This window comes from Amycolatopsis sp. VC5-11 (assembly GCF_037034185.1).
GTDB lineage: Bacteria > Actinomycetota > Actinomycetes > Mycobacteriales > Pseudonocardiaceae > Amycolatopsis > Amycolatopsis nivea.
On sequence record NZ_JBAGKF010000001.1, the window covers coordinates 890,043 to 915,436 of the forward strand.

A 25,394-nucleotide genomic window follows, 5' to 3' on the forward strand; every position below is an offset into this window, starting at 1 on the left:
CCCTCCTGTCGTCAGTCCGATCCGCCCATGCCGCTGTCGCTGGCCAGGTCATGTTCGTTCATTCCGGCCAGCTTCGGCCGGGCGGAGACGAGCTTGTCTTTGTTCGCGCGCACGGCACCGGCGAGCGCCCGCACCTTGTCCGCGATCTCCCGCGTCTCGACCTCTTCGATGTGCCGGTGGAGCTCGTCGATCGCCTGCTTCATCGAGTTGATGATCGTCTCGACGGAGTCCCCCGATGCGGTGAGTCCGGCCACGCCCGCGCTGCCCGCGGAAGCGACCGCCCCGATCGCGGCCAGCGGCACCACGCCTCCCGTCGCGATAGCGACGAAAACACCGCCGACCGCGCCGACCGCGGAGAGCACCGAGAAATCGAAAGTCCACTGGTTCTTGCCGCAACCCCCAGCGTTGTCCAGCGCGTTCTTGGTGTTTTCCGCGATCTTGTCGACGTCGTCGCGGGCCTTGGCCCACATTGCCTGGTGCGCCTGCAGGACACCCTTGAGGGTGGACAACACGGTGAACTGGTTCCCCGCGACAGTTTTGAAGGTGTCGATGAAACCGGCCTTGAACGCCATCGCCGCCTCGCCGGTCCAGCCTTGGAGGTAGCTGCCCGCGGTCGTCATCTTGTCCAAAACCGGGTTGCCCAGACTCACCTCGCTGCTGAGTTCGGTCGTGTGCACCGACCCGGGGTTCACCTTGGCCATCGCCGCGTTGAGGTCGGCGATCAGCGGGTCGTACGCGGAGGGATCGGGCATCCTGGAAAACGGCTCGAACATCGATTCGATGAACGAGTAGTGCTGGTTGAACGGTCCAGGGTCGCGGACCACTCCGGATTGCGTCGCGTACTTTTGATCATGTTCCTTGATCGCCAGCTCGACGGCCTTGTCCTTGATGTCTTTGGCGTGCTGCATAAGCTGGTCGAAGGTCACAGCTTGCCGTCCAGGTCCGGGTCGGTGCGGGCGCGGCGGTGCAGTTCGTCGCTCGCTGATTGATCGGTACCCGCGTAATGCTGTGCCGCTGTGCCGAGCGCGGCAGCCGTGTCGTCCAGATTGGTCTTCGTTTCCTTGAGGAATCCGGCGACAGTCTCGTGCAGATCAAGATATGCCTGGTAGACCGGCCCTAGCGCGCCGCCGCCGAACTGCTCTGGGCGGAGCATCGCGCGATCCACGCCGCCGAGGACCCGATCGCAGCTGCCGATCGCGTCCCCGTAGCCGGCCGAGACGGCCGGGAAGTCGACCTTTGCCACTTTCTCCAGTTCATACAGGTCAACGCCAAACTCTTTGCCTTGATGAACCATGTTTCCCACCCCTCAATCCTCATCGCCCGTCATGGTTGCCGTTGCGGGTTCTCTCTTCCTCCTGCGAAAGCGGTCGCTGAAGAGAGCGGCAGGCTGGAGCGAGGATTCCGGGGACGTGCTCTTTCGGCCATCTGCGTCCTCCCCTTGCGCCTGGCCCTGCCCGTACCTTCACTGAGCTGATCTGATGGTAACCAAGCTGTCACGGTGTGTCCTGGAAATGACGCAGACCGAGGTTCGTGGGCAGCGTTCAGACAGTGCGATGTTGATGCTTGCTCCCCGGTGAATCGGTAAGCTTGCGGTGACTCGGGGTGAGGGGCGGACTAGTGCACAACGAAGTCAGATCGGTCGACGGCGGCAGTTCTCTCGTGCAGGCGCAGTACATCGGCACGGTCAACCAGCAGCTGCCGGGACCCGAACGGGTGGTGCCGCACGAAACGCCACGAGCGCTGCGGCGATTGGTCGGGCGAAACGAACAAATCGAGGCCTGTCTTGCCGATCAGCGTGTACCGCTCGTCGTGTTCGACGGATTGACTGGGGTCGGTCGGCGCGCGTTGGCCCGGTATGTCGCTGAGCAAGTAAAAGACCGCTATCCCGGCGGGGCCTATTACACGGATTACGCGACGCACACGGTCGACGGCGAGTCGGTGATTTCCGCGGCGCTGCGTTCGTTATTGCGTCGCGACGGGGTTCGCGACGAAGTGATGCCCGCCGAACCTGGGTTGGCGAGTCTGTGGCGAAGGCGGTCGTCCGGGGCGGCTGCCGTGCTGTTGCTGGAGAATGTCACGGAATCCGAGCAGTTTCTGCAGTTGATGCCTGGCGGACGGGATTGGCTGGTGCTCGTCGCGGGCCGCGTGGAGTCGCGGCTTGAGGTCCGCGAGGTCGGCGGCGAGACGATCCCCGTCGAGCCGCTCGACGACGAGCAGGCTGCTGAGTTGTTTCGCGAGCTGAGCGGACTGGACGCGGACCCAGACGATCCGGTGGTAGCTGAGATCCTCGGCTACTGCGGCGGATTGCCGTTGGCCCTCCGGAACGCCGCGACGCTCGTGGTGGTCGGGCGGTGTCCTTCGTTGCCGGAGCTGGCTGCCCGGCTTCGGCGTTCACGCGCCGAGTTGATGCGATCCGACCGTGGGCCGAATAAGGGGAACCCGGTGTTCGAAGCGACGTACCAGGAAGCGACCGAACCTGCTCAGCGCGCATACCGGCTGCTCGGCGCGTACCCGGCGATCGACTTCACCCCGCCGGTCTTCGATCTGCTGATCGGGCTGGACGAGGCCACGTCGAGGGACATTCTCGCCGAGCTGGTTCTGCTGAAGGTGCTCCAGGAAGAGCACGGCCGGTACTCCATGCATCCGCTCGTCCATGACCACGCGGCATCCCTTTCGGGACTGGACGACGAGGAAACGCACGAGGCGCTCGCCCGGGTGGTGCGCGGGTTCCGCAACGCCGCCTACTACGCGGACGCGGCGATGATCGGGGTGGAGCGGTACCGGGTCGCGGACGCGCCGGAGATCGCGGACCCCTTCAGCGGCGATCGCCGGGCCAACGGACTGGCCTGGTTCGAGGAGAACCGGCGCGCGCTGCACGAATTGCTGCCGGTGGCCGAGAAGATCGGCCTGGTCGACGAGATTTGGCAGATCGCCGAGTCTCTCGCGGCCTACTACTTCGATCGCAAGCGGCAGGCCGATTCGCTCAGCAGTCTCCGGCACGGCATCAAGGCCGCGGAAGAGGCCGGGAATCGCGCTGCGGAGGCGCGGTTGCGGAGTCTGGCGTCGCGTCCGCTGACGGATCTCGAGCAGTTCGAGCAAGCCGGGGACTTCGTACGACGTTCGATCGAGCTGGCGGATCAGGACGGGCACCTCGTGCTGCGGGCCTCGGTGCGAGAGTTCGCCGGTCGATACCACGATTTGACCGATCAACCGGAGCTGGCGCAGCAGAGGTACCGCGAGTCGATCGAGTTGAACGAGGCGGCTGGGGAGACCCGGGGAGAGGCGCTGAGCCGGATGTTCCTCGGCCAGTCGCTCGGCGATGCGGAGGGCCTGCGTGAGTTGGAAACAGCGCATCGCGCGTTCGGCGAGCTTGGCGACAGTCGCTCGGCTGCGCGCGCCTTGCTGATCACCGGTCAGGTGCGCGTACGCACCGGGCTGCCGGGCGGCGTTGACGCGTTGACCGCGGCGGCAGAGGCTTTCCAAACGAGCGGGGCGACTTTCTACGAGGCCCAGGCTCGGGAGGCGCTGCACGGTGCGCTGGTCGGGGAGAATCCGGCGGAGGCGCGCAGCCACCTGGATCGGGCGATTCAACTGTATCGAGAACTGGGCAGTCCGCGGGCGGAGAAGTTGGCGTCAGAAAACGACGGTGGTCTCGACGGAGCCGAGTCGTAGGGACAACGGACGCCCACCCTCTCGACCGGTCGTCAGACACGCGTGCAGCGTCGAAGCCAGCGCGGCGACGTCAGCTGAGCCGGTGACGGTGAACATATCGCCGGCCCTTGTGCGCGCGACACATCCGTCCGGGACGGCGGCCGCGGCCAGCGTGCAGGCAGGATGGAGCCGCAATGCGTTGGCACACCAGTCTTCTGGTGCAGGACGCAGTGCGGTTCTGGTGAGCACGGTGGCGTTGCCGATCCGGCCGAGGTTGTCGTCGCTTTCGTCGGCGACTACGTGTCTCAGTCTGGTTGAGGCCCGCTCGACGTCGGGTCGCCATTCTTCTACCGAGCGGGGAAACCGATGCAAGGTAAGGGAATCCGGGCCGGTGAACTCCGGGTACGCGGTGAAGGCGAGCGGAGTGATGGGATTCGGTTCCGGGTCCGGTGCGCGAAGGAGTTCGAGCGGACGGGGTTCGAGCTCCGTCAGACGGAGTACGAGAGCGTGCAGTTCCGCGGTTGCTCCGTGCGGGTTCGCAAAGGTGCGCTCAGCGAGATCCTGCTGCCACGGCTGGGTTTCTGCCTCGTCGATTTGGTCACGCAACGGCCGGTCCCAGGTGAGCCGGGACGCGTGCCGACCGAGCAGTTCGGCGCTGGTGCCGGGCACGACCTCGCTGCCGAACGTGCCAAGCAGCAACGGCCGTCCCGTCGCGGCGGCCAGCAAAGAGACCGATCCGTGGTCCCCGACAACGACATCCGCGGCGACGATGGCGGCCTGCCACCCGCGTTCCGGTGGGAGGAGGAGCAGCCCGGCGTCCTGGGCCGCGGCGAACCAGGACCGGATCTGGAACGGCCGGTAGCGCGACCAGACGTTGGGATGGAGCACGAGACCGACGGCCGCGGAGTCATAGTCCAGTGACGCCAGCAGTTCGGCCGGGAGCCGAGGACGGCGGCCGATCAACGAGGTCTTCCCCCAGGTAGAGCTGACCAGCACGAATGTGCGATCAGCCACGCCGAGCGCGGCACGGTAGTGCTCGCGGTGCGGTTCGCTCCGGAGAAGCTGCTCGAACTGCGGATCGCCGACGAGCACGGTCCTGCCGTCGGTCAGCGGGTCGGCGTCGCGCAACTGTTTCTGCTGGCTCGGATGCGACACCGCCATCAACACCCGCCCGGACCGCAGCGCGGCCGACGGGATCAGCCCGGAAAGCCGGGTGCCTGCCGAACCGGAGTCGGGAACGTACTTGTGGAATCCGACGCCGTGCGGAAGAACGAGAACCGGTCCGGAGACGTGGTCGAAATCGATGTTTTCGCTAGCCGTGATCGCGAGTGCGTAATTGAGCTTCGGAACGTTTTCCCACGGCGTGCAATGCGCTTCCGCGCGGGCCAGCAACTCCTCGACGCCCGCGCTGAACCGAGACCCGCGGTCGACCGTGAACGTGAAGCGAATCCGCTGGTCATCCTGAAACAGACGGCAGACCTCGAGCAGCTTGATCGCTGAAGTCCAGGTGCGCACGACCCCGAGCACGACGACCGGGTCGAAGGTCCGCCACCTGCTTTGCTGCTTTGCTGCTTTGCTGCTTTGCTGCTTTGCTGCTCAATTCAATTCTACCAAATCCGTCCTGGAATTCCTGGTCAGAACCTTACCCGGACCCGATCGTGGTGAAAGGCTGGACACGGACCGTGACGTTTCCGGTAGCCTGAGCCGGGACCAGCTGGGCGGGGGAAACGGTGAGCGACGGCAACTACTTCGACGGCGAGGCGGACAAGGTCTTCCAGGCGCGCGACGTGTACGGCGACGTGCACTTCCACGGGCCGCGGCAGCCCGCGGCGCCGGCGTTGCAGGTCCAGGCACCTCCGGAGCATTACCGGAACAACGAGCGTCAGTTGGCCGCGCTCACTCGCATTCATGACGAGGTGCCGGACCGGGTAGCGATCGCGATCGTGCGAGGTGCGCCGGGCAGCGGGCGGACGACGCTGTGCGAAACCTGGCTGCACCAGCATCAGGACCGGTTCGACCGGTTTTACGACGTGCGCGTGGGCCACCGGGCCGGCGCTGATGTGCTGGCCGAGTTGCTGTCCAAGCTGGGTTACGGGCCGGACGAGATGCAGGCGAGTCTCGAGGGGCGCGCGGCGATGTGGCAGTCGCAGACCGCCAAATTCAAGGTCGCGTTGCTGGTCGACGACGCGTTGAGCGCGGCGGAAGTCAAGGCGCTGCTGCCGACGCATCCCGGCTCGTACGTGCTCGTAGTCGGGTCTGGGCTGGAGGCGCTGCGCGCCCGGTATTCCGCTCGCGAAGTCGAGTTGGAACCGTTGAGCGACGAGGCGGCGCTGGGCGTGCTGGCGGCACTGGTGGGTGACGAAAAGCTCGCCGCGGAGCCAGAACAGCTGAAAGAACTGCTGCGGATCTGCGCGGGATCTGCCGCGGAACTCAACGTCGCGGGCGTGCTCCTGGCGCGGCCGGGTGCGACGGTGCGGCGGCTGGTCGGGCGGATCCGAGCGAAAGGTGCACTGGCCAGCGCGGTGTACGACGTTGCCTACGAGCAGATGGGCGAGCGTGAGCAAGCGGCGTACCGGGTCTTCGGCGCGCATCCGGGCGACGGCACCGTTCGGCTGGAAACTGTGGCGGCGCTTCTCGCCCTCGACGAGTACGACACCGAGGACACCCTGCAGAAGCTGGTCTCTGCCAAGTTGATCGAGGTCATCGGGGGTCGCTACCGGATGTCCGAGCTGGCGCGCATGCACGCAGCGACGCTGGCCGGTGAGCTTTCCGACGCCGTGGTCGGTTACTACGCCGAGCACGGGCTCCGGATCGCGGAACGCGCGCTGTCGACTGGCTGGCCGAAGAAGATCTGGCCGGGCTTCACTCCGGTGCCGGCCGACGTGGATGCATGGGAGTGGTTGTTCGACGAGCAGGGGAACCTGGCTGCCGCGGCGGAGGTCGCGTTGCAGGAGGGGGCGCACGAAAACGTCATCCGGCTGGCGAGGGCGTTGTGGCCGGTCTACAAAGACGGCGCTTACCCCGTCGAACTGTTGGCGGTGAGCCAGGACGCGGTCCAGGCCGCGCAGGCTGCCGCGATGCCGCTTGCCGAGGGGTTGGTCCGGACCCAGCTCGGGTTCGCTCAGCTGCAGCGGCGGGATTGGGCGGCGGCGTTGGAGCAGTACGCCGCGGCGGCCGAGCTGGCCACGACGCCGGACGAACACGCGTCCGCGCTGGAAGCACGAGGGCTCGCGTTCTTCGAGCCGGGGTTGATCGCGCGGCAGCAGGGACGGGACGAGGAAGCGGTTTCGCTGTACAGCCAGGCGGAGGCCTGCTTTCGGGAAAGTCTCGAGCTTGCCGAGCAGATCGGTGATCCTCGTAGGCTCGCGTTGATCCGGATGCATCTGGCCAAGGTCGTGCCGCCGGAGGAAGCGGCCGTCTTGCTGGCGCAAGCGGAGCAGGGGCTGAAGAACGAGCCCGGCAATCTGGTGAAGATCCGGCTGTGGCAGGGGCGGAAGCTGATCGAGGCTGGTTCGTACGAGGAAGGCGCGGCTCTGCTGGCCGAACTCGATGCCGCGGCGGAGAAGGCCAAGCTGCAGCGAGAACGTATCGCCGCGTTGCGGTCTCGGGCGGAGGCCGCGCTTGCTCGTGGCTACCGTGACCAGGCGAAGGCGCACGCGGAGGACGCGTTGGGCATCGCACAGCTGCACGGATTCACGGCCGAAGCGACCGATCTGCTGATCTGGCTCGAACAGCTCTGACTATCCATAGTGGATAGTCAGGCGCACCTCGTGCTTGCGGCCGCCAGCGGTGAAGGGGAGTTGTTCGGGGAAATCTAGGCCCAGCAGGTCGCGCTTGTACAGCAGCGACGGCACAGCTTGTGGCAGGTCGGTGCCGGTGAAGGAGACGACCAGGCCGTCTCGGCTGCCGGCTAGCCAGCCTGGTCCGGCTGGGCACGCGGCCCATTCGCAGCCGGGGAATTCGGCGAGGGTGAGGGCGATCCAGCGGCCGGGATCGGGGAATCGGTCGCCCAGCACGATGTCGGCGCGGCGCAGCAGGCGCGGGTCGGGGCCGTCAACGTGGACTACTAGGTGAGCCTCAGGTGTTGTAGCGGCGAATCTGGTGATTTCGTCGCCGCGGACCCGGATCCACTGTTCGCCGGGTTCTGGGCGTTGGACGCGCGGCAGTGGGAACGCGGTGAATCCGGCGGGTTGGGCCGGGAGCGGGAGGTTGAGCGTGCGGTAGCCGAGTTCGGTCAGCAACGCAGCGGATTGGCCGGGGACGCTGGTGGCGAGTTCGGTCGCGGCGATCAGGGCTGGTGGCTGGGTCGCGGTGCGCAGTTGGGTGGCCAGGTTTTCGTCGGTGAGCGCGGGGGCGGCGCGCAGCAGGGCGGCTACCGGGGAATCCGGATCGACGGCGTCGTGTGGTGCGGCGGCCAGCAGGACTGGGGTGCCCAGGCAGGCGGAGTAGTAGGTGACGGAGCCGTGGTCGCCGATGGTGACGTCGGCGGCTACCGCGGCTGGTTGCCACAGATCTTCTTCCGGCAGGACGATTACGCCTGCGCGCTCGCATTCTCGTAGCCACTGTTTCAGTTGCCACGGGTAATGGCCCTGGCCGATGTTCGGGTGCAGGGCCAGGACGACGGCGAATTCGTCCAGCGGTAGTTGCTGGGCGATTCGTTGGGGGAGGTCGGGGCCGGAGCCGTACGACGAGAGTTGGCCCCACGTCGAGGAAATCAGTACCAGGGTTTGTTCGCCGGTTACGCCGAGGGCTTGGCGGTAGGACTCGCGGAGTTCCCGGGCGTCGCGCAGGCGGTCCAGGCAGGAGTCTCCGGCGATGACCGCGTGGTCAGCGGCTTCCGGACAGTACTGCCGCAGCCGGGTGAGTTGTTCCGGGTGGGACAGGACGTGATGTTCGGCGATCACCTCGCCGTTGTGCATCAGCCATTGCTCGGACAACCCGAAAACCGGTTTCCGGTTTCCGGTTTCCGGTTTCCGGTTTCCGGTTTCCGGTTTCCGGTTTCCGGTTTCCAAGAATTTATTATACCCCATTCCGTGCGGCAAAACCGTCAACGGAGCGCGCAATTTATGCAAATCCCCGCCGTAACTGGCCGCCAGCGCCCAGTCGAAGTCCTCCGTCACGACGTCTTCCCACGGCTCCAGTGGGATCCCGCGCGCGGCGAGGTACTCCTGCGTTCCCCGGGTGAACGCGCTCGAATCCGGGCACGTGAACACCACCTGCACCCGGGGATCCCCGGCGAACAGCGGCAGCACGTCCAGCAAGCGAGTCGCGGCGGTGACGTTGTGCACTACCGCCAGCAGCGTCCGTTCCGTGGGCACGGTGCGCCATCGGCGCGGCACGGGGTAAGACGACGACGGCACGGAGAGCGATCCTACCGATCGCGCTCCGTGCCGGTCGTCGGAAAAGGCTCAGAGGCTGATATTGCCTTGTACGTCACGCAGCTGGACGACCTTGGCCCCTTCGGCCACGGTGCCCACGTGGTTCGTCACCCCGCCGCTGCGGGCCTCCTGGTGCACCTCGAACTCGGTGCGCAGCGCCGTGCCGAAGTCCGGGTCCTGGCGGCTGGCCTCGTCGAGGCGTTCGGCCAGTGCGGTGACGGTGGCCGGGTTGTCGGGGGTGGCCGCCTCCAGTTCCGCGGTTGCCTTGCTGTTGCCGGAGAACTTGCGCTTGACCAGGTCATACAGCCCGGTCGCGGCCTTTGTGGCCAGCGCGGTGGCGACAGCGGTCAGGATCGGCTCGGGCATGCGACTCTCCTCAGGTCGGCGGCCCCTCCACCGTACTCACTTCGCGTGCTCGTCGATCCAGTCGGCGATCACATCGATGCGCGACGTCGTCTCCGCGCCGGTGTGCGGGCAGTCCGGGCCGTTGTTCTCGATCGAGATCAGCTTGCCGTCGGTGAAGTACGGCGCGCCCGTGTCGTAGGTGCACGCGCTGGTGGACGCTTGCGGCGCGACGCCGTGGATGCCGACTGTCGTGCCGCCGACCGACGAGATCTTCATCGTGCCCTGCTGCAGCTGCTTGGACGGAACCGGATTCTGCGCCGTCCGGCTGCCCCAGCCCGCCAGCGTCACCTGCTGTCCGACGCCGGGCACCAGGTGGTTCACCGTGAGCGGCTTGACCTCGGAGACCGGGCTGTCGAGCTGGGCCAGCGCGACGTCGTTCGGGCCGGCTTGCAGGACCTGGGTGACCTTGCGCTGGACGCCTTTCTCCTTGGTCTCGTCGACCAGACCCAGCGACACCGTCGTCGGGTACGGCACCGGGCCGGACACCCGGTTCTTGTTGGCGTCGTGGAAACAGTGGCCGGTGGTGACGATCCACTGCGGTGCGACGAGCGCTGCCGAACAGAAGCTCGAGTACGTGCTTCCGTTCGGCAGCGGGATTCCGGCCATGCTCAGCTTCGCGGCGAAGCCGAATTGGCCTGGCGGGACGTCAGAACCGTTGGCGACGGCCAAGGCCGGGCTCGCGGTGAGGATGGGCAGGAGTACTGCTGCGGAGATCGCGGCGCGGACGCGCATTCTGTCCCTTCGTCCGGGTCACCGGCGGACGCCGATGAACTCGGCCTTCCACGCTAACGACACCGTCCACGATGCGGAATTCCCTTGATGGGCGACGAAAACCGACCGATCTCGCGACTTGTCCTCACTGGGTGTGCGAGGCGATCCAATCCTTGAGGATGTCGACGCGCGCGGTCGTCTCCGGCGTGGAGTGGGGGCAGTCCGGGCCGGTCGACTCGACCGAGACGAGCCGGCCGGTGTTGTCGCCGTCGTCGACGAAGTACGGCGCGCCCGAGTCGTAGCTGCACGCGCTGGTGTCCTTCTTCGGCGAGACGCCGATGATGCTCGCGGTGGTGGCGTCCGAGCCGACCACCTGCATCTCGCCCTGCTGCAGCTTGTCCGACGGCTTCGGCGAAACCTCGGTCAGGCTGCCCCATCCGGCGAGCAGCACCTTCTGGCCGTTGGTCGGCGCGGCGGGCGAAACAGTCAGCGGCTTGATGTCGGTGACCGGCTGGTCGAGCTTCGCGAGCGCGACGTCGTTGACGCCCGCCTGCTGCACCTCGGTGACCTGCCGACGCTCGCCCTTGCCCGGCTCGTCGGTGGTCGCGCCGAGAAGCACCGAAGTCCCGTAGGGCACCGGGCCGGAAACCGGCTTGCGGTTGACGTCGTGGAAACAGTGCCCGGCGGTGATGATCCACTGCGGCGCGATCAGGGAACCCGAGCATCCGCTCGAATAAGTGGTGCCGTCCGCGCGCGGGATGACGGGCATGGACAGCTTGGCAGCGAACGGATACTCGCCGGGCGCCACATCGTTGCCGTTCGCGACCGCGGACGCGGGAGCCGCGACGGCGAGCGCGGCGCCGGCGGCGAGGAAGGCAGCGGAAAGGGCAGCACGCAAACGCATGAAATATCCTCCGGAAGACGACTACTCAATGCGAACGTTAGGCGCCTTCCGGTTCCCCCGAAAGGGGGATCAGCCGGGGCTGCCCGTTCGGGCTTTCCCGGCTGCCCGCGTTTTCGTGCAGATCAGCTCACGCCGACGAGATCGACGACGAAAATCAGCGTTTCGTTCGGGGCGATCACGCCGCCCGCGCCGCGTTCGCCGTAAGCCAGGTGCGGCGGGATGACCAGCTGGCGGCGGCCGCCGACCTTCATGCCGGTCACGCCCTGGTCCCAGCCCGGGATGACCTGGCCGGCGCCGAGCTGGAAATCGAGCGGCGCGCCGCGGTCGTAAGAGGCGTCGAATTGCGCGCCGGTGGAGTGCGAGACGCCGACGTAATGCACGCTGACCGCATTGCCGGACTTGGCTTCGGGGCCGTCGCCGACCGTGATGTCTTTGATCTGCAGCTCGGCGGGCGGCGGTCCGTCCGGGCGCTCGACTTGGGGCTTTTCCACGCTCATGGGGCTCACCGTACCTATCGGGCAAACGCTGCGCCGGATGGAGTACCGCCAGACGGACTACTCCCAACGAGGGGATAAACGCGAAAACTCTTCACATGTGCACTACCCGTCGGTAGCGTGCGCTGGGTCACCCTGGGGCATCCTTCGTGGACGGAGCTGTGGCATGCGACGACGCATTCCCATCCTGGCCGCGGGCGCGGTAGCCGTGCTCACGGCCGGGCTAGTGCAGATCGGGACCGCGGCACCGGCTTCCGCCGCGTTGCCCGGCAACGACTATTGCGCTGGCCAGTGCAACGACATCCTCCCGCCGGGCGAGAACGGCAGCGCGACGCTCGCCGAAATCCTCGCCAACAAGGCGTTCGGCACCCAGCCCGGGCACGCCGACGACCAGCTCGGCAAATACGCCGATCTGGCGGGCGGGTACAAGACCCTGACGACCGACACCATCGGCAAATTCTTCAACGACTCCTCCTTCGGGGTGCCCGCCGACCAGGTCGCGAGCACGATCAAACCGCGCGACGACGTGACGATCACGCGCGACAAGGCCACCGGCGTCCCGCACATCCAGGGCACGACGCGGTCCGGCACCGAATACGGCGCGGGATACGCCGCGGCGCAGGATCGCTTGTGGCTCATGGACATCATGCGTCGCGTCGGCCGCGGCCAGCTGACGTCGTACGCGGGCGGCGCGGAAGCGAACCGCGAGCTGGAGCAGTCTTTCTTCGCCTCCGCGCCCTACACCGAGGACGAGCTGCAGCAGCAGATCGACGCGGTGGCGGCGAGCGGTCCGCGCGGCAAGCAGGGTCTCGCCGACGCGCAGGCGTACATCGAAGGCATCAACAAATACATCACCGATTCGCACAACGGCCGGTACTTCCCGGGCGAGTACGTGCTGACCGGACACGTCGACGCGATCACGAACGCGGGCACCATCGAACCGTTCAAGCTCACCGACCTCGTCGTGCTCGCCTCGGTGGTCGGCGCGCAGTTCGGCGCCGGCGGTGGCGGCGAGGTGCAGAACGCGGTCGCGAAGCTGGCGCTGCAGGAGAAGTACGGCGTCGAGCAGGGCGAAAAGGTGTGGCAGAGTCTGCGCGCCGCGGACGATCCCGAGGCCGTGAAGACCTTGCACGACGGGCAGAACTTCCCGTACGGCAACACTCCGGCGAACCCGCAGGGCGCGGCGTTGCCGGACAAGGGCTCGGTGACGAACCAGCAGCTCGTGTTCGACCCGACCGGTTCGGCCGCCGCCGCGCAGCCGAAGGTCAAGGTCGCCGCGCCGAAGGACCAGGAGTCCGCGCGCGGCATGTTCGACAACGGCGTGCTGCCGGGCAACATGCTCAAGGAAAAGCACGGCATGTCCAACGCGCTGCTGGTGTCCGGTGCGAAGACCGCCAGCGGGCATCCGGTCGCCGTGTTCGGTCCGCAGACCGGGTACTTCGCGCCGCAGCTGTTGCTGCTGCAGGAAATCCAGGGTCCGGGCATCAGCGCGCGGGGCGCGTCGTTCGCCGGGCTCAGCATGTACGTGCTGCTCGGGCGCGGCCAGGACTACTCGTGGAGCGCGACGACCGCCGCGCAGGACATCATCGACACCTACGCGCTGCCGTTGTGCGACCCGAGCGGCAAACCGGCCACAAAGGACTCGAACTACTACCTCTACCAGGGCAAATGCCTCCCGATGGACACCGTGGAGCGCAAGAACGCCTGGTCGCCGACGGTCGCGGACGGCACCGCCGCCGGGTCCTACACCCTGCGCAGCTACCGCACGAAGTACGGCCCGGTGACCTCGCGGGCGACGGTGGACGGGAAGCCGGTGGCGTACTCGTCGCTGCGGTCCTCGTACTTCCACGAGGTGGATTCGCTGATCGGGTTCCAGGAGTTCAACGACCCGGGCTTCGTCAAATCGGCCGCGGACTTCCAGCGCGCCGCGAACGACGTCAACTTCACCTTCAACTGGTTCTACGCGGATTCGAAGGACATCGCGTACTTCAACTCCGGCGCGAACCCGGTGCGCAATTCCACTGTGGACCCGATGATGCCCGCGTGGGGCGATCGCGGGTTCGACTGGAAGGGCTGGAACCCGGCGGGCAACAAGGCGGACTACACGCCCGCGTCGGAGCATCCGCAGTCGGTGAATCAGGACTACTACATCAGCTGGAACAACGCGCAGTCCAACGGCTACGCGTCCGGCGGTGCGGACAAGTCCGCCGTGCACCGCGGCGATCTGCTCGACGCGCGGGTCAAGGCGCTGCTTTCCAGCGGCACCAAGGTGACCCGGGTGAACCTGACCCAGGCGATGGAGGACGCGGCGCTGGCTGACCTGCGGGCGGAGAAGGTGCTGCCGCTGTTGTTGCAGGTGCTGGACAAGGCTCCGCTCACCGGTGCCGCGGCAGACGCCGAGGCGAAGCTGAAGACGTGGATGCAGCACGGACACCAGCGCGTCGAGTCCAGTCCGGGCAGCAAGACCTACAACGACGCGGACGCGATCCGGATCATGGACGCGTGGTGGCCGCTGCTGGTCACCGGCGAGTTCAAGCCGGCGATGGGCGACGACGCGTTCGGCGCGATGACGAACGTGCTGCAGATCAACGAGAGCCCGTCCGGCTTCCAGAACGAGACGCCGGGCAAGCACGTCGGGCAGCCGCACCAGGGTTCGGCGTACCAGCACGGCTGGTGGGGTTACGTCAGCAAGGACATCCGCACCGCGCTCGGGCAGCCGGTCGCGGGTCCGCTCGGCGCGAAGTTCTGCGGCGGCGGCGACCTGACCGCCTGCCGCCAGACCCTGGTCGATTCGTTGACCGCGGCCGCCGGCCAGCCCGCGAACACGGTGTACCCGGGCGATGCCGACTGCTCGGCGGGCGACCAGTGGTGCGCGGACACGATCATCCAGCGTCCGCTGGGCGGCATCGCGCACGGCAAGATCAGCACGCAGAACCGGCCGACGTTCCAGCAGGTCGTCGAGTACCCGGCGCATCGCGGCGACAACGTCTCGAACCTCGCGGCGGGCAAGCCGGTGAACGCTTCCAGCGCGGAAACCGGCTTCTACAACTCCCCGGCCTCGAACGCCGTCGACGGCAACCCCGGCACCCGCTGGGCGAGCGACTGGAGCGACAACCAGTCGATCACCGTGGACCTCGGCTCGGTGCAGAAGGTTTCGCGAGCGGTGCTGTCGTGGGAGAAGGCATACGCGAAGGGATACAAGATCCAGCTGTCTACCGACGGCACCGACTGGCACGACGCGGCTGTGGTGACAGACGGGAACGGCGGGGCGGACAACGTCTCGTTCGCGCCTTCGGACGCGCGGTTCGTTCGGATGCAGGGAGTCACGCGCGGGACCAAGTACGGGTATTCGCTGTATGAGTTCGAGGTTTACGCGCACTGACCGCAGTCGTTGCGGAACCGCCCCGGCCAGCAGGATCGGCCGGGGCGGTTCTTGTGCTCTGGGTATTGCCCACTTTGTGGAACGGCTGACCACCTGGTGACATTCGTCGCCTGCCGTTTCGGCGGTCGCGAAGTTACCGTGTCCGCATGGACGACTGGACTCCGCGGACCCGCGCGATCGCGGCGGGCCGGCCGCACGGCCCTGGCGAGCCGCTGAACACGCCGATCGTGGCCACGAGCACCTTCGAGGCCGGCGGCGACGCGGTGTATTCCCGCTCCGACGGCACGGCTACCTGGGACGCTTTCGAAGAGGTCGTCGGATCCCTTGAAGGCGGCACCGCGGTCTCCTTCGCGTCTGGCGTCGCGACGTTGTCCGCCGTGCTGGATTCGTTGCCGGTCGGGTCGACGGTCGCGGTTCCGTCGTTCAGTTACGCCGTCACGCGCGGAGCGTTGAAGCACGCGCAGCAGCTCGGTCGGCTCACGGTCACCGAATTGGAGCCGACGGACACGCAAGCGTGGCTCGACTGCGACGCCGATCTGTTGTGGCTCGAATCGCCGACTAACCCGACGCTCGACGTGATGGAGATCGAGACCATCGCGCGCGGCACGAGGGGACGCGTAGTCGTCGACAACACCTTCGCGACTTCGCTGCATCAGCAACCGCTGTCGCTCGGCGCGGACATTGTTGTGCACAGCGCGACGAAGCTCATCGGCGGACACAGCGACCTTCTGCTCGGCGTCGCGGTTGCGGCCGATCAGGACATTGTGGACGAACTTCGCGCGGCGCGGACTCGGGTCGGCGCGACGCCGGGTGCGCTTGAAGCGTGGCTCGCGTTGCGCGGTTTGCGGACGCTTCCGGTTCGTCTTGCCGAGCAAACTCGTACCGCGCAATTGCTGGTGTCCCGGTTGGCGGAACACCCGGCGGTAACCAAGGTCCGCTACCCCGGTTTCGGGATGATGGCGGCGTTCGAGGTCGCCGATGCCGACGCCGCGGACAAGGTGTGCGCGAGCGTCCGGTTGATCCGGCCCGCGACCAGTCTCGGCGGGGTGGAAAGCCTGGTGGAACGGCGTGCGTGGCTGCCCGGCGAGGAACGCGTGCCGCCGGGGCTCATCCGGTTTTCGATCGGTTTGGAAGACCCGGAAGACCTGTGGCGGGATTTGCTGACCGCGCTCGGCTGATTTCCGCCATTCTTTAACGAGGGCTGTGCGGGTTGCCTCGCAACTGTTACGGTATGGGCACGACGGGCCGGATTCCCGGCGATCGGGCGGAATCATCGCTACCGAGAAGGCGTTCGTTACCGCTTTCCCTCGTGTCATTAATCACCAGCTAAAGGGTTACCCCTATGTGCTGAATGTTCGGCAGGATCAGCACGCGCGGTGGGGGTCATCGCGCTTTTCCTCAGAGGGGTAATCATCTTGAAGAAGACCCTGGGCAGACTCGCGGGCGCAGTGCTCGCGGGCGCCCTGATCAGCCTCACCGTCGTGCCCGCCGCGAACGCGGAGACCGCGCCGGAAACCTCGGCCTCGGCTCCGGCCACCTCGGGCGAGACGGCTCCCACCTCGGAGGCCCCGGCCAGCGAGACCGGCAAGCCGACCGAGGCGAGCAAGCCGACCGAGACCGGCGCGCCGACGGAGACCGGCAAGCCGACCGAAACCGGCAAGCCGACTGAGACGGGCAAGCCGACCGAGACCGGCAAGCCGACTGACACCAGCAAGCCGACCACGCCGACCTCCTCGGAGACCTCCACTCCGGAAGAGCCGCCGTACGTCGACGACACCGGCTACGGCGTCGACCTCGACGAGAACCTCGGCGTCGTCGTGATCGCGTGCGCGGCGGGCGAGCCGACCGGCCTGCGCTCCAACGACTTCGACCTCCTCGAGGGCCCGCACCAGGACGAGACCGACGGTCGCTACTGGGAGTGGCTCGTCAAGCGCCATGACGGCGTCTCCTTCGACAGCGGCACCGTGCGCGCGGAGTGGACCTGCGGCGGCAAGCCGACCGACGGCGGCACGCTTCCCCCGGCGGGCGGCGCGGGCGCTGGTTCGGCCGGCACCACCGGCGGCCAGGGCGGCTCGCAGGTGAAGTACGCGCCGAAGCACGGCATCGAGACCGGCTTCGGGGGCATGGCCGCCTGATGACCAGGAAGTACGGGCAGGGCGTCGCTCTCGCGGGCGCTCTGCTCCTCTCCCTCTCGCTGAGCGCGTGCGGCGGTTCGGACGCCCCGGCGGCGCCCGCCGCGCAGGCTCCGGCCAGTGCGGCGGTCCCGGTGACCAAGCCGTTCACCGGACTGCGGCCGACCTCGGTCGAGATCCCGAAGATCGGCGCGAAATCGTCGCTGATCACCGTCCTGCCGAACAAGGACGGGCAGATTTCGGTGCCGTCGGTGAAGAACCCGATGCAGGCCGCGTGGTACCGGCTCTCGCCGGTGCCGGGCGACGTGGGCCCGGCGATCGTGCTCGGGCACGTCGACGGCAACCACAAGCCGGGCATCTTCTACAAGCTCAAGGACGTCAACCCGGGCGACGAGATCGACATCGAACGCAGCGACGGCAAGAAGCTGAAGTTCGTCGTGGACCACAAGGACCAGGTCCCCAAGGACACGTTCCCGACCCAGGCCGTCTTCGGCAACACGGACAAGCCGCAGCTGCGCCTCATCACCTGCGGCGGCGTGTTCGACCACGCCGAGCACAGCTACAAGGACAACATCGTGGTGTACGCGAACCTGGTCTCCTGACTCAGGTCAGCAACGGGGTGAGCAGCGTTCGCTGCTCCTTCGGCACGTACTCCGAGTAGTTGTCATACAGCGCTTGCCGCGCCAGCCGCGCCGCCGACTCCCCGTCGGCGGCGCGGATCGCGTTCAGCACCTCTTCGTGGTGGCGCAGCCAGGAACGCATCAGCGTGCCGCGGTCGTTGGCGTGGCTGAGTTTGTCCTCGATCAATTCCAGCACCACGCCGCGGACCACTTCGCCGCTCACCACCAGCAGCGGATTTCGGGACACCCGGGCAATGACGTCATGGAATGCGACGTCGGCGCGGCTGAATTCGGCGTATCCGTCCGCCTCCGCCATTCCTTCCAACGCGCCGTCGAGCGCGGTCAAATCCTCGGCGGTGCGCAGTTCCGCGGCCAGCAGGTGCGACGAACCGTCGAGCACCATCCGGAATTGCAGCAGTTCCGCCAGTCCGACGTGTTCCGCGCGCGCCAGCCGGTGCATCGACCGGTGCAGCGCGCCCGGGGACGCGGCCAGCACCTCGGGTCCGCGCGGATCGCCCGGTCGCGACCGGATCAGCTCGGCGGCCTGCAAAACCCGCAGCGCCTCGCGCACGGTCGAGCGGCCGACGCCGAACTGCGTCATCAGCTCCCGTTCGCCGGGCAGCCGTTCGCCGGGCTTGAGGCGGCCGCTGACCACGGCCTCCTCGATCTGCTCGACGATCCGCTCGTAGGCGCGGACCGGAGCCACCGGTTCGAACTTCATCTTGACCTCGGTGTCTTCCGGATGCGAGTCTGCTGTCCGAGTTACTGGTCAGACCAGTGTACTGAGCAGGAGGCGGAATGAAAGCCCGGAGCACTGCGGCGGCACTGGCACTGCTGCTCGTGACGTCCGGCTGCTCGGCAGGCTCCAGCGCGAGTGTTTCCCCAGGTCCGGACACGCTTTCCGTCGGGTACACGGCGGAACCGGCCAACTTCGACTTCACTCATTCCGACGGCGTGGCCATCCCGCAGGCGCTGCTCTACAACGTCTACGAGGGCCTGGTGAAGCTCGATCCGCAGGGCCGGATCGTGCCGCTGCTCGCGAAGTCCTGGACGATCAGCCCGGACCGCAAGACCTACGACTTCCAGCTCCAGCAGGGCGTCAAGTTCAGCAACGGAGCGCCGTTCACCGCCTCCGACGTCCAGTTTTCGCTGATGCGGGTGAAGACCGACTGGACGATCTCGATCAAGTCGGCGATGGACGTCGTGGACCACGTCGAGGTCGTCGCGCCGGATCACGCACGCGTCGTGCTGGCGAAACCGAGCAACGGCTGGCTGTTCAGCCTCACCAGCAGGCTCGGCGCGATGTTCAGCCCGACCGGCGTCGCGGATCTGGCGAACCATCCGGTCGGGACCGGACCGTACGAGGTGGCCTCGCGTCGTCGCGGCGATTCCATTGTCCTGCGGGAGAATCCGCGGTACTGGGGACGGAAACCGGCGTATCGCACGGTCGTGCTCAAGTACTTCGCCGATCCGACCGCGCTCAACAACGCGTTGCTGTCCAACGGGATCGACGTGATCTCCAATCTCACGTCGGCCGATTCGATCCCGCAGTTCCAGGGCGACGACCGGTTCACCGTGCAGCAGGGCACCACGAACAGCGAGGTCACGCTGGCGTTCAACGGCCGGCGCGCGCCGCTGAACGACGTGCGCGTCCGCCGCGCGCTCACCTACGCCATCGACCGGAAAGCCGTGCTGGACCTGGTGTTCAGCGGTCGCGGCACGCTCATCGGCAGCATGGTCCCGCCCACTGACCCGTGGTACGAGGACCTGTCGAAGGCCTATTCCTACGACCCGGCGAAGGCGAAACAGCTGCTCGCCGAGGCGGGTGTACACGATCTGAAGCTGCGGCTGCGGATTCCGAACCTGCCGTACGCGGTGTCGGCGGCGCAGGTGGTGCAGTCGCAGCTGGCGGACGTCGGGGTCACCGCGACGATCGAACCGCTCGACTTCCCGGCGGTGTGGCTCAAGCAGGTCTTCACCGACCACGACTACGACCTGTCGATCATCCAGCACGTCGAAGCCCGCGACATCTCGACGTTCGGAAAACCCAAGTACTACTGGGGTTACGACAACAAACGCGTGCAGCAGCTGCTCGCCGCGGCGGACAGCGGCACCCCGCAGGAGCAGGTGAGCGACATGAAGGAGGTCGCGCGGCAGCTGAACGCCGACGCGGCCGCGGACTGGCTGTTCCTGTTCCCGAACGTCGTGGTCGCCAAGAAGAAGGTGACCGGGCTCGCGCGCAACCAGGTCAGCGAGTCCTTCGATCTGACCGGGGTGAGGCCGGCATGACCGCGCGCGTGCTGCGGCGGGTGGCCGTGTTCGCGGTGAGCCTGTTCGTGGCGTCCATTGTGGTGTTCCTGTTCATGGCGGTGCTGCCGGGCGATCCGGCGCAGGTCGCGCTCGGCGTGAACGCGACGCCCGAACTGCTCGCGAAGACCCGCGCCGAATTCGGCATCGACCGGCCGCTGGTCGAGCAGTACCTGAGCTGGATGGGCGGGGTGCTGCACGGCGACTTCGGCCGGTCGTACGTCACGCGCGAGGCGATCAGCCCGCAGTTGCTCGACCGGCTCGGCGTCACGTTGTGGCTGGTGGGCGCGGGAATGATCGTCGCGCTGGTGATCGCTCTCCCGGCTGGCGCGTTCGCCGCGGTGCGGCACCGGAAAGCCAGCGGTGTCGCGGTTTCCGGGCTGTCGCAGGTCGGCGTGGCGATCCCGGCGTTCCTCGCGGGGATCATCCTGGTGCAGATTTTCGCCGTGCAGCTGCGCTGGCTGCCGAGCGGCGGATGGACGCCACCAGACCAGAACGCGGGCGAATTCCTGCGCGGACTGATCCTTCCGGCGTTGTCGCTCGGTCTCGTGCAGGGCGCGGTGCTCACGCGCTACGTCCGCTCGGCGGTGCTCGACACGCTCGGCCAGGACTACCTCCGCACCGCCCGGTCCAAGGGACTCTTGCCTGGTCAGGCGCTGTTCCGGCACGGGTTGCGCAACGCGTCCGTCCCGGTGGTCACCGTGCTGGGCCTGCAGTTGACGACGCTGCTGATCGGCGCGGTCGTGGTGGAGCGGGTGTTCGTGTTGCCCGGGCTCGGCAGCATGCTGCTGGACGCGGTCGCGCAGCGCGATTTGCTGACCGTGCAAGGGATCGTGCTGGTGCTGGTGGCCGGGGTGCTGCTGGTGAACTTCGTGGTCGACGTGCTCTATTCGGTGCTCGACCCGAGACTGCGGGGGTCCTGATGCGCCGCAACGGAAATCTCCTGCTCGGCGGGATACTGGTCGCGCTCGTCGTGGTGGCCGCGCTGGTGTCGTTCGTCTGGACGCCGTACGACCCGGTGCAGGTCAACGCGGCGGACCGGCTGCTGGGCTTCTCGGCCGAGCACCTGTTCGGCACGGACAAATTCGGGCGCGACGTCTTCAGTCAGCTCCTCGTCGGCGCGCGAACGACGTTGTACGTCGGCGTCGTCGCGGTCGGCATCGCAGCGGTGATCGGCACGCCGCTGGGCGTGCTGGCGGCGATGGCCCCGCGGTGGCTCGGCGAGTTCGTGATGCGGGTGAACGACCTGGTGCTCGCGTTTCCCGCACTGCTGCTGGCGATCATGTTCGGCGCGGTGTTCGGCGCGGACACGCTCACCGCGATGGTCGCCATCGGCATCGCGACCATCCCGTCGTTCGCCCGGATCGCGCGGTCGGGCTCGCTGCAGGTGATGAGCAGCGAATACGTGCTCGCGGCGCGGGCGGGCGGGCGGTCGCGGACGCGGATCGCCTGGTCGCACGTAATGCCGAATATCGGCGGGCTGCTGATCGTGCAGGCGTCGGTGTCGTTCGCGATCGCGGTGCTGGCCGAAGCGGCGTTGTCGTTCCTCGGCTTCGGCACGCGGCCGCCGACGCCGTCGTGGGGCCGGATGCTGCAGGAATCGCAGGAGCTGCTCACCGCGCATCCGCGGCTGGCGCTCGTGCCCGGCGTCGCGATCGCGGTGGCAGTGCTCGGTTTCAACCTTCTCGGCGACGGTCTGCGCGACCGTCTCGACCCCCGATTGGCGGCGCGGGTATGACGCTGACCGTGGAGAACCTGCAGGTCACGGACCTGGTGCGCGGGGTTTCGTTCGAGCTGGGCGCGGGCGAGCGGGTTGGCCTGATCGGCGAATCCGGGTCCGGGAAATCGCTCACCGCGCTGTCCGTGCTGGGCCTGCTGCCGGAAGGATTGTCGGCCACCGGTTCGGTGCGGCTGGACGATCGCGAGCTGCTCGGAGCGTCGGAAAAGGAGCTGTCCCGGTTGCGCGGCAACGGGATGGCGATGGTGTTCCAGGAGCCGATGACGGCGCTGAACCCGGCGATGCGGATCGGACGGCAGGTCACCGAGCCGTTCCGGGTGCACGGCCGTCGCGGGCGTCCGGCGGAGGAACTGCTGGCCGCGGTCGGGTTGCCGGACGTCGCGCGGGCGTATCCGCATCAGCTGTCCGGCGGGCAGCGGCAGCGGGTGGTGCTGGCGATCGCGCTGGCCAACGACCCGGCACTGCTGATCTGCGACGAGCCGACCACCGCGCTGGACGTCACGGTGCAGGCGCAGATCCTCGGCCTGATTCGTGAGCGACTGTCGGCGGAGAGCTCGCTGCTGTTCATCACGCACGATCTGGCGGTGGTGGCGCAGATGTGCGACCGGGTGCTGGTGATGCTCGACGGGTCCATTGTGGAGCATGGCTCGACGCGGGAGGTTTTGACCGCGCCTCAGCATTCTTATACGCAGCGGTTGCTCGCGGCTTCCGATCTGGAGGGGGCGCGATGATCTCCGTCCGGGATTTGGAACGACGGTATGCGCGGCGGGACGTGCATGCGTTGCGCGGCGTGAGTTTCGACGTTTCCGCTGGTGAGCGGTTCGGGATTGTCGGCGAATCGGGGTCCGGGAAGTCCACGCTGGTGCGGTTGCTGGCCGCGTTGGACCGGCCGACCGCGGGCTCGGTGTCGTTCCAGGGGAAGCGGATCGACTCGCTGCCCGAACGGAAACTGCGGTTCCTGCGCAGCGAAATGCAGATCGTGTTCCAGGATCCGATGGGCTCGCTCGATCCGCGGATGCGTGTGCGGGACATCGTGTCCGAACCGCTCGGCCGCCGGTCACCGGAGCGTGTCGCGGAGTTGCTGACCGCGGTCGGGCTGCCCGAGGACGCGGCGATGCGGTACCCGCACCAGTTCTCCGGCGGGCAACGACAACGGATTTCGATCGCCCGCGCGCTCGCGCCGAACCCGAGCGTGCTGATCGCGGACGAACCGGTGAGCGCGCTGGACGTTTCGGTGCGCGCGCAGATCCTGGACCTGCTGGCCCGGCTGGTCGAAGAGTTCTCGCTGACGTTGATTTTCGTCTCGCACGACCTCGGCGTGGTGCGGCACGTGTGCGATCGCGTCGCGGTGATGCGGAGCGGCGAGATCGTGGAAATCGGTGCGGTCGAGCAGGTTTACGCCGCGCCGGAGCACGAGTACACCCGGGAACTGCTGGCCGCCGCGCCGAATCTGCGGACCGAGCTGGCCCGGTTGAAGGGAGAAACGGATGCCTGACTACCCGGACGGCCTGCCGGTCGGTCCCGGCTGGGTGTCCACAGTGGATACTGCGGACGTCGTGTTTCCCTACGACGGCAGCGTGATCGGCACCGCGCCGGTCGGCACTGCCGCGCTGGCTTCGCGTGCTGTCGACGAAGCGGTGGCAGTGGCTCGCGAAGTCGCTTCGCTGCCTTCGCGGACTCGCCGCACCTTGCTCAACGACGTGGCTTCGGCGATTCGCGAACGTCAAGCAGAGTTCGAGCAGCTGCTCGTGTTGGAGACCGGAAAACCGTTGGTCGACTGCCAGGTTGAGGTCGCGCGGACGATCGTCACCTGGGAGGCCGCGGCTGAGGAAGTGTCGCGGCTGCACGGCGAAACTGTGCCGCTCGACCTGCTGCCGTCCGGCGACGGACTGGTCGGGTTCTGGAAGCGCAAGCCGATCGGGGTGGTCGTCGGCATCGCCGGGTTCAACTACCCGTTGCTGCTGGCGTCGCACAAGATCGCCCCGGCCATTGCCGCCGGCTGTCCGGTGGTCGTGAAACCGGCGCCGCAAACCCCGTTGGCGACGCTGTGGCTGGTGCACCTGGTCCGCTCGCTAACCGATCTTCCCGCGATGGTCCAGCTGGTCACCGGAGACGCTTCGGTCGGATCGGCGCTGGTCACGGACCGACGGATCGGCGCGGTGTCCTTCACCGGCTCGGCCGCCGTCGGCCACCAGATCGCCCGCGACGCCGCGCCGACGAAGACTCTGCTGGAGCTGGGCTCGAACGCCGCACTGGTGGTCGCCGAGGACGCCGACCTCGACGCGGCTGCGGATGCGGTGCTGCGCGGCGGGTTCTACGCGTCCGGACAGGCCTGCATTTCCGTACAGCGCGTGCTGGTGATGTCTTCCGTGGCTGAAGAATTCACCTCCAGAGTGCTTGCGCGGCTGGGCGAAGTGACCGTTGGTGACCCGCGATCCCCGGACACGAGAGTGTCCGCGCTGATCGACGAACGCTCGACAGCCCGGGTCGCCGAGTGGGTCGACAAAGCGACCGCGACGGGTGCCCGGTTGCTGGCGGGCGGGTCGGTGCGCGACGGCGTGCTGGAGCCGACGGTGCTCGCGGATGTCCCGGACGGCGTCGAATGCTGGGACGAGGAGATCTTCGGACCGGTCGTCTGCCTGCGCACAGTGTCCGATGTGGACGAAGCCTTCGCCGCGGTCAACGCGTCGCGGTACGGCTTGCACGCGAGCGTGTACAGCCGCTCGCTGAAGACCGCGTTCCGCGCGCTGGACGAGCTGGAGGTCGGCGGGGTAGTGGTGAACGAGGTGCCGGGTTTCCGGTCCGACACGATGCCGTACGGCGGGGTCAAGGACTCCGGGATCGGCCGCGAGGGGCCGCGCTTCGCCGTCGAAGAGCTGACCGTGACCAGGATGGCGGTGCTGCGCCCGTGAACTACGCCGAACTGTTCCGCATGGACGGCCGCCGGGCCGTCGTGCTCGGCGCGGGCAGCGGTATCGGCCGCGAAGCCGCCCGAGCTTTGGCTGCGCACGGCGCGTCGGTGATCTGCGCGGACCGGGACGTCGCCGCCGCGCGGGAGACCGGCGTCGGCGAAGCGTACGAGATCGACCTGCTCGCCCCCGGTGCCGTCGAAGCCGCTGCTGCTGAACTGGGTCCGCTGGACGCTGTCGTGCTGACCGCAGCTACCAACGTCCGGAAACGCCTTCTCGACTACACCCGCGAAGAGTTCGACCGCGTGGTGGAGCTGAACCTGGGCGTCGCCTTCGAGGTGCTGCGCGCGTTCGGCGCCCCGATGGTCGAGCAGGGCCGGGGAAGCATCATCGGGTTTTCCTCGATCCGCGGCACCACTGTCGAACCCGGCCAAGGCCCGTACGCAGCGACGAAGGGCGGCTTAGTGCAGCTGTTCCGCACAGCCGCCGCTGAGTTCGGACCGTCCGGCGTACGCGTCAACGCCATCGCCCCTGGCGTTGTCGAGACGCCCTTGACCGCACAGATCAAAGCGCGCCCCGACTGGTACGACGCCTACGCCCAGAAAGGCGCCCTCGGCCGCTGGGCGCGCGCGGACGAACTGGCCGGCGCCGTCGTGTACCTCGCTTCGGACGCTTCGACCTTCGTCACCGGCTCCGTCCTGGCCGTCGACGGCGGCTGGACCGCAGTCGACGGCCGCTTTGACCCACCCGCTTCGTGAATCGG

Annotated in this window: 22 protein-coding genes; 13 read left to right on the forward strand and 9 right to left on the reverse strand. The window is 67.6% G+C overall.

Annotated elements, in window-relative coordinates; all coding sequences use genetic code 11:
• Positions 1 to 11 precede the first annotated feature (11 nt).
• Both WA670_RS04425 and WA670_RS04430 read right to left on the reverse strand, forming a co-directional pair.
• Positions 12 to 926 carry a hypothetical protein gene (locus tag WA670_RS04425; RefSeq protein WP_043831317.1) on the reverse strand — a complete coding sequence of 305 codons (915 nt, stop codon included), beginning with the start codon at positions 924 to 926 and terminating at the stop codon, positions 12 to 14.
• Entirely contained in the window at positions 923 to 1,303 is a 381-nt protein-coding gene (locus tag WA670_RS04430) for a type VII secretion target (protein WP_442893064.1), read from the reverse strand. Before WA670_RS04430 ends, WA670_RS04425 begins: the two co-directional genes overlap by 4 nt.
• A gap of 314 nt (positions 1,304 to 1,617) precedes the next feature.
• Here WA670_RS04430 and WA670_RS04435 point away from each other — a divergent pair, with 314 nt between their 5' ends.
• Positions 1,618 to 3,672: a hypothetical protein gene (locus WA670_RS04435; RefSeq protein WP_336156971.1), complete on the forward strand. Its 2,055-nt coding sequence runs from the start codon at positions 1,618 to 1,620 to the stop codon at positions 3,670 to 3,672.
• On the opposite strand, the gene WA670_RS04440 is transcribed toward WA670_RS04435, so the two are convergent.
• Positions 3,634 to 5,166, reverse strand: coding sequence for a hypothetical protein (locus tag WA670_RS04440; RefSeq protein WP_336156972.1), 1,533 nt, complete (start codon positions 5,164 to 5,166; stop codon positions 3,634 to 3,636). The genes WA670_RS04435 and WA670_RS04440 overlap by 39 nt on opposite strands.
• Before the next feature lie 215 nt (positions 5,167 to 5,381).
• On the opposite strand from WA670_RS04440, the gene WA670_RS04445 reads away from it, so the two are divergent.
• On the forward strand, positions 5,382 to 7,391 hold the full coding sequence (locus WA670_RS04445) for an NB-ARC domain-containing protein (protein WP_134728024.1): 2,010 nt from the start codon (positions 5,382 to 5,384) through the stop codon (positions 7,389 to 7,391).
• On the opposite strand, the gene WA670_RS04450 is transcribed toward WA670_RS04445, so the two are convergent.
• The 5 genes from WA670_RS04450 to WA670_RS04470 all read right to left on the reverse strand — a co-directional run bounded on the left by WA670_RS04450 (position 7,392) and on the right by WA670_RS04470 (position 11,546).
• Positions 7,392 to 9,011: a hypothetical protein gene (locus tag WA670_RS04450; RefSeq protein ID WP_336156973.1), complete on the reverse strand. Its 1,620-nt coding sequence runs from the start codon at positions 9,009 to 9,011 to the stop codon at positions 7,392 to 7,394.
• Between the two features lie 48 nt (positions 9,012 to 9,059).
• Positions 9,060 to 9,395 (reverse strand): hypothetical protein, encoded by a 336-nt coding sequence (locus WA670_RS04455; RefSeq protein ID WP_238603675.1) that lies wholly within the window; start codon positions 9,393 to 9,395, stop codon positions 9,060 to 9,062.
• Between the two features lie 36 nt (positions 9,396 to 9,431).
• The gene (locus tag WA670_RS04460) at positions 9,432 to 10,166 is read right to left on the reverse strand and encodes a S1 family peptidase (protein WP_336156974.1); all 735 of its coding nucleotides are present in this window, start codon (positions 10,164 to 10,166) and stop codon (positions 9,432 to 9,434) included.
• A 124-nt stretch (positions 10,167 to 10,290) separates the two neighbouring features.
• The gene (locus WA670_RS04465) at positions 10,291 to 11,049 is read right to left on the reverse strand and encodes a S1 family peptidase (RefSeq protein ID WP_037809222.1); all 759 of its coding nucleotides are present in this window, start codon (positions 11,047 to 11,049) and stop codon (positions 10,291 to 10,293) included.
• A 122-nt stretch (positions 11,050 to 11,171) separates the two neighbouring features.
• The gene (locus WA670_RS04470; protein WP_037809223.1) at positions 11,172 to 11,546 is read right to left on the reverse strand and encodes an FKBP-type peptidyl-prolyl cis-trans isomerase; all 375 of its coding nucleotides are present in this window, start codon (positions 11,544 to 11,546) and stop codon (positions 11,172 to 11,174) included.
• 163 nt (positions 11,547 to 11,709) lie between these two features.
• On the opposite strand from WA670_RS04470, the gene WA670_RS04475 reads away from it, so the two are divergent.
• From WA670_RS04475 to WA670_RS04490, 4 genes are all read left to right on the forward strand, one after another.
• Positions 11,710 to 14,925, forward strand: a complete 3,216-nt coding sequence (locus tag WA670_RS04475) for a penicillin acylase family protein (RefSeq protein WP_336156975.1) — start codon at positions 11,710 to 11,712, stop codon at positions 14,923 to 14,925.
• 146 nt (positions 14,926 to 15,071) lie between these two features.
• Positions 15,072 to 16,103 carry a trans-sulfuration enzyme family protein gene (locus WA670_RS04480; protein WP_134728020.1) on the forward strand — a complete coding sequence of 344 codons (1,032 nt, stop codon included), beginning with the start codon at positions 15,072 to 15,074 and terminating at the stop codon, positions 16,101 to 16,103.
• A gap of 237 nt (positions 16,104 to 16,340) precedes the next feature.
• On the forward strand, positions 16,341 to 17,060 hold the full coding sequence (locus tag WA670_RS04485) for a hypothetical protein (protein WP_336156976.1): 720 nt from the start codon (positions 16,341 to 16,343) through the stop codon (positions 17,058 to 17,060).
• A complete protein-coding gene (locus WA670_RS04490; RefSeq protein WP_037809225.1) occupies positions 17,060 to 17,659 on the forward strand; it encodes a class F sortase in 600 nt (199 codons plus the stop codon). Before WA670_RS04485 ends, WA670_RS04490 begins: the two co-directional genes overlap by 1 nt.
• A gap of 1 nt (position 17,660) precedes the next feature.
• Here WA670_RS04490 and WA670_RS04495 read toward each other — a convergent pair whose 3' ends face one another.
• Positions 17,661 to 18,398 (reverse strand): FadR/GntR family transcriptional regulator, encoded by a 738-nt coding sequence (locus WA670_RS04495; RefSeq protein WP_037809227.1) that lies wholly within the window; start codon positions 18,396 to 18,398, stop codon positions 17,661 to 17,663.
• Positions 18,399 to 18,475: 77 nt separating this feature from the next.
• On the opposite strand from WA670_RS04495, the gene WA670_RS04500 reads away from it, so the two are divergent.
• Genes WA670_RS04500 through WA670_RS04530 form a run of 7 tightly spaced genes read left to right on the forward strand, consistent with a single transcriptional unit; the run spans position 18,476 to position 25,389 of the window.
• Positions 18,476 to 19,966, forward strand: a complete 1,491-nt coding sequence (locus WA670_RS04500; protein WP_336156977.1) for an ABC transporter substrate-binding protein — start codon at positions 18,476 to 18,478, stop codon at positions 19,964 to 19,966.
• Positions 19,963 to 20,907, forward strand: coding sequence for an ABC transporter permease (locus tag WA670_RS04505; RefSeq protein WP_037809230.1), 945 nt, complete (start codon positions 19,963 to 19,965; stop codon positions 20,905 to 20,907). The genes WA670_RS04500 and WA670_RS04505 overlap by 4 nt, the downstream gene beginning before the upstream one ends.
• The gene (locus WA670_RS04510; RefSeq protein WP_336156978.1) at positions 20,907 to 21,722 is read left to right on the forward strand and encodes an ABC transporter permease; all 816 of its coding nucleotides are present in this window, start codon (positions 20,907 to 20,909) and stop codon (positions 21,720 to 21,722) included. Before WA670_RS04505 ends, WA670_RS04510 begins: the two co-directional genes overlap by 1 nt.
• Positions 21,719 to 22,453 (forward strand): ABC transporter ATP-binding protein, encoded by a 735-nt coding sequence (locus tag WA670_RS04515; RefSeq protein ID WP_336156979.1) that lies wholly within the window; start codon positions 21,719 to 21,721, stop codon positions 22,451 to 22,453. Before WA670_RS04510 ends, WA670_RS04515 begins: the two co-directional genes overlap by 4 nt.
• Positions 22,450 to 23,217, forward strand: a complete 768-nt coding sequence (locus WA670_RS04520) for an ATP-binding cassette domain-containing protein (RefSeq protein ID WP_043831298.1) — start codon at positions 22,450 to 22,452, stop codon at positions 23,215 to 23,217. The genes WA670_RS04515 and WA670_RS04520 overlap by 4 nt, the downstream gene beginning before the upstream one ends.
• Positions 23,210 to 24,634 carry an aldehyde dehydrogenase family protein gene (locus tag WA670_RS04525; protein ID WP_336156980.1) on the forward strand — a complete coding sequence of 475 codons (1,425 nt, stop codon included), beginning with the start codon at positions 23,210 to 23,212 and terminating at the stop codon, positions 24,632 to 24,634. The genes WA670_RS04520 and WA670_RS04525 overlap by 8 nt, the downstream gene beginning before the upstream one ends.
• The gene (locus tag WA670_RS04530; RefSeq protein WP_037809250.1) at positions 24,631 to 25,389 is read left to right on the forward strand and encodes an SDR family NAD(P)-dependent oxidoreductase; all 759 of its coding nucleotides are present in this window, start codon (positions 24,631 to 24,633) and stop codon (positions 25,387 to 25,389) included. The genes WA670_RS04525 and WA670_RS04530 overlap by 4 nt, the downstream gene beginning before the upstream one ends.
• The last annotated feature ends 5 nt before the right edge of the window (positions 25,390 to 25,394 follow it).

What these genes read in the sequence shown, in the direction of transcription:
- WA670_RS04455 (WP_238603675.1), bottom strand. Translation starts at nt 9,395, where the DNA reads ATGCCCGAGCCGATCCTGACCGCTGTCGCCACCGCGCTGGCCACAAAG.
- WA670_RS04460 (WP_336156974.1), bottom strand. Translation starts at nt 10,166, where the DNA reads ATGCGCGTCCGCGCCGCGATCTCCGCAGCAGTACTCCTGCCCATCCTC.
- WA670_RS04465 (WP_037809222.1), bottom strand. Translation starts at nt 11,049, where the DNA reads ATGCGTTTGCGTGCTGCCCTTTCCGCTGCCTTCCTCGCCGCCGGCGCC.
- WA670_RS04470 (WP_037809223.1), bottom strand. Translation starts at nt 11,546, where the DNA reads ATGAGCGTGGAAAAGCCCCAAGTCGAGCGCCCGGACGGACCGCCGCCC.
- WA670_RS04475 (WP_336156975.1), top strand. Translation starts at nt 11,710, where the DNA reads ATGCGACGACGCATTCCCATCCTGGCCGCGGGCGCGGTAGCCGTGCTC.
- WA670_RS04480 (WP_134728020.1), top strand. Translation starts at nt 15,072, where the DNA reads ATGGACGACTGGACTCCGCGGACCCGCGCGATCGCGGCGGGCCGGCCG.
- WA670_RS04490 (WP_037809225.1), top strand. Translation starts at nt 17,060, where the DNA reads ATGACCAGGAAGTACGGGCAGGGCGTCGCTCTCGCGGGCGCTCTGCTC.
- WA670_RS04495 (WP_037809227.1), bottom strand. Translation starts at nt 18,398, where the DNA reads ATGAAGTTCGAACCGGTGGCTCCGGTCCGCGCCTACGAGCGGATCGTC.
- WA670_RS04500 (WP_336156977.1), top strand. Translation starts at nt 18,476, where the DNA reads ATGAAAGCCCGGAGCACTGCGGCGGCACTGGCACTGCTGCTCGTGACG.
- WA670_RS04505 (WP_037809230.1), top strand. Translation starts at nt 19,963, where the DNA reads ATGACCGCGCGCGTGCTGCGGCGGGTGGCCGTGTTCGCGGTGAGCCTG.
- WA670_RS04510 (WP_336156978.1), top strand. Translation starts at nt 20,907, where the DNA reads ATGCGCCGCAACGGAAATCTCCTGCTCGGCGGGATACTGGTCGCGCTC.
- WA670_RS04515 (WP_336156979.1), top strand. Translation starts at nt 21,719, where the DNA reads ATGACGCTGACCGTGGAGAACCTGCAGGTCACGGACCTGGTGCGCGGG.
- WA670_RS04520 (WP_043831298.1), top strand. Translation starts at nt 22,450, where the DNA reads ATGATCTCCGTCCGGGATTTGGAACGACGGTATGCGCGGCGGGACGTG.
- WA670_RS04525 (WP_336156980.1), top strand. Translation starts at nt 23,210, where the DNA reads ATGCCTGACTACCCGGACGGCCTGCCGGTCGGTCCCGGCTGGGTGTCC.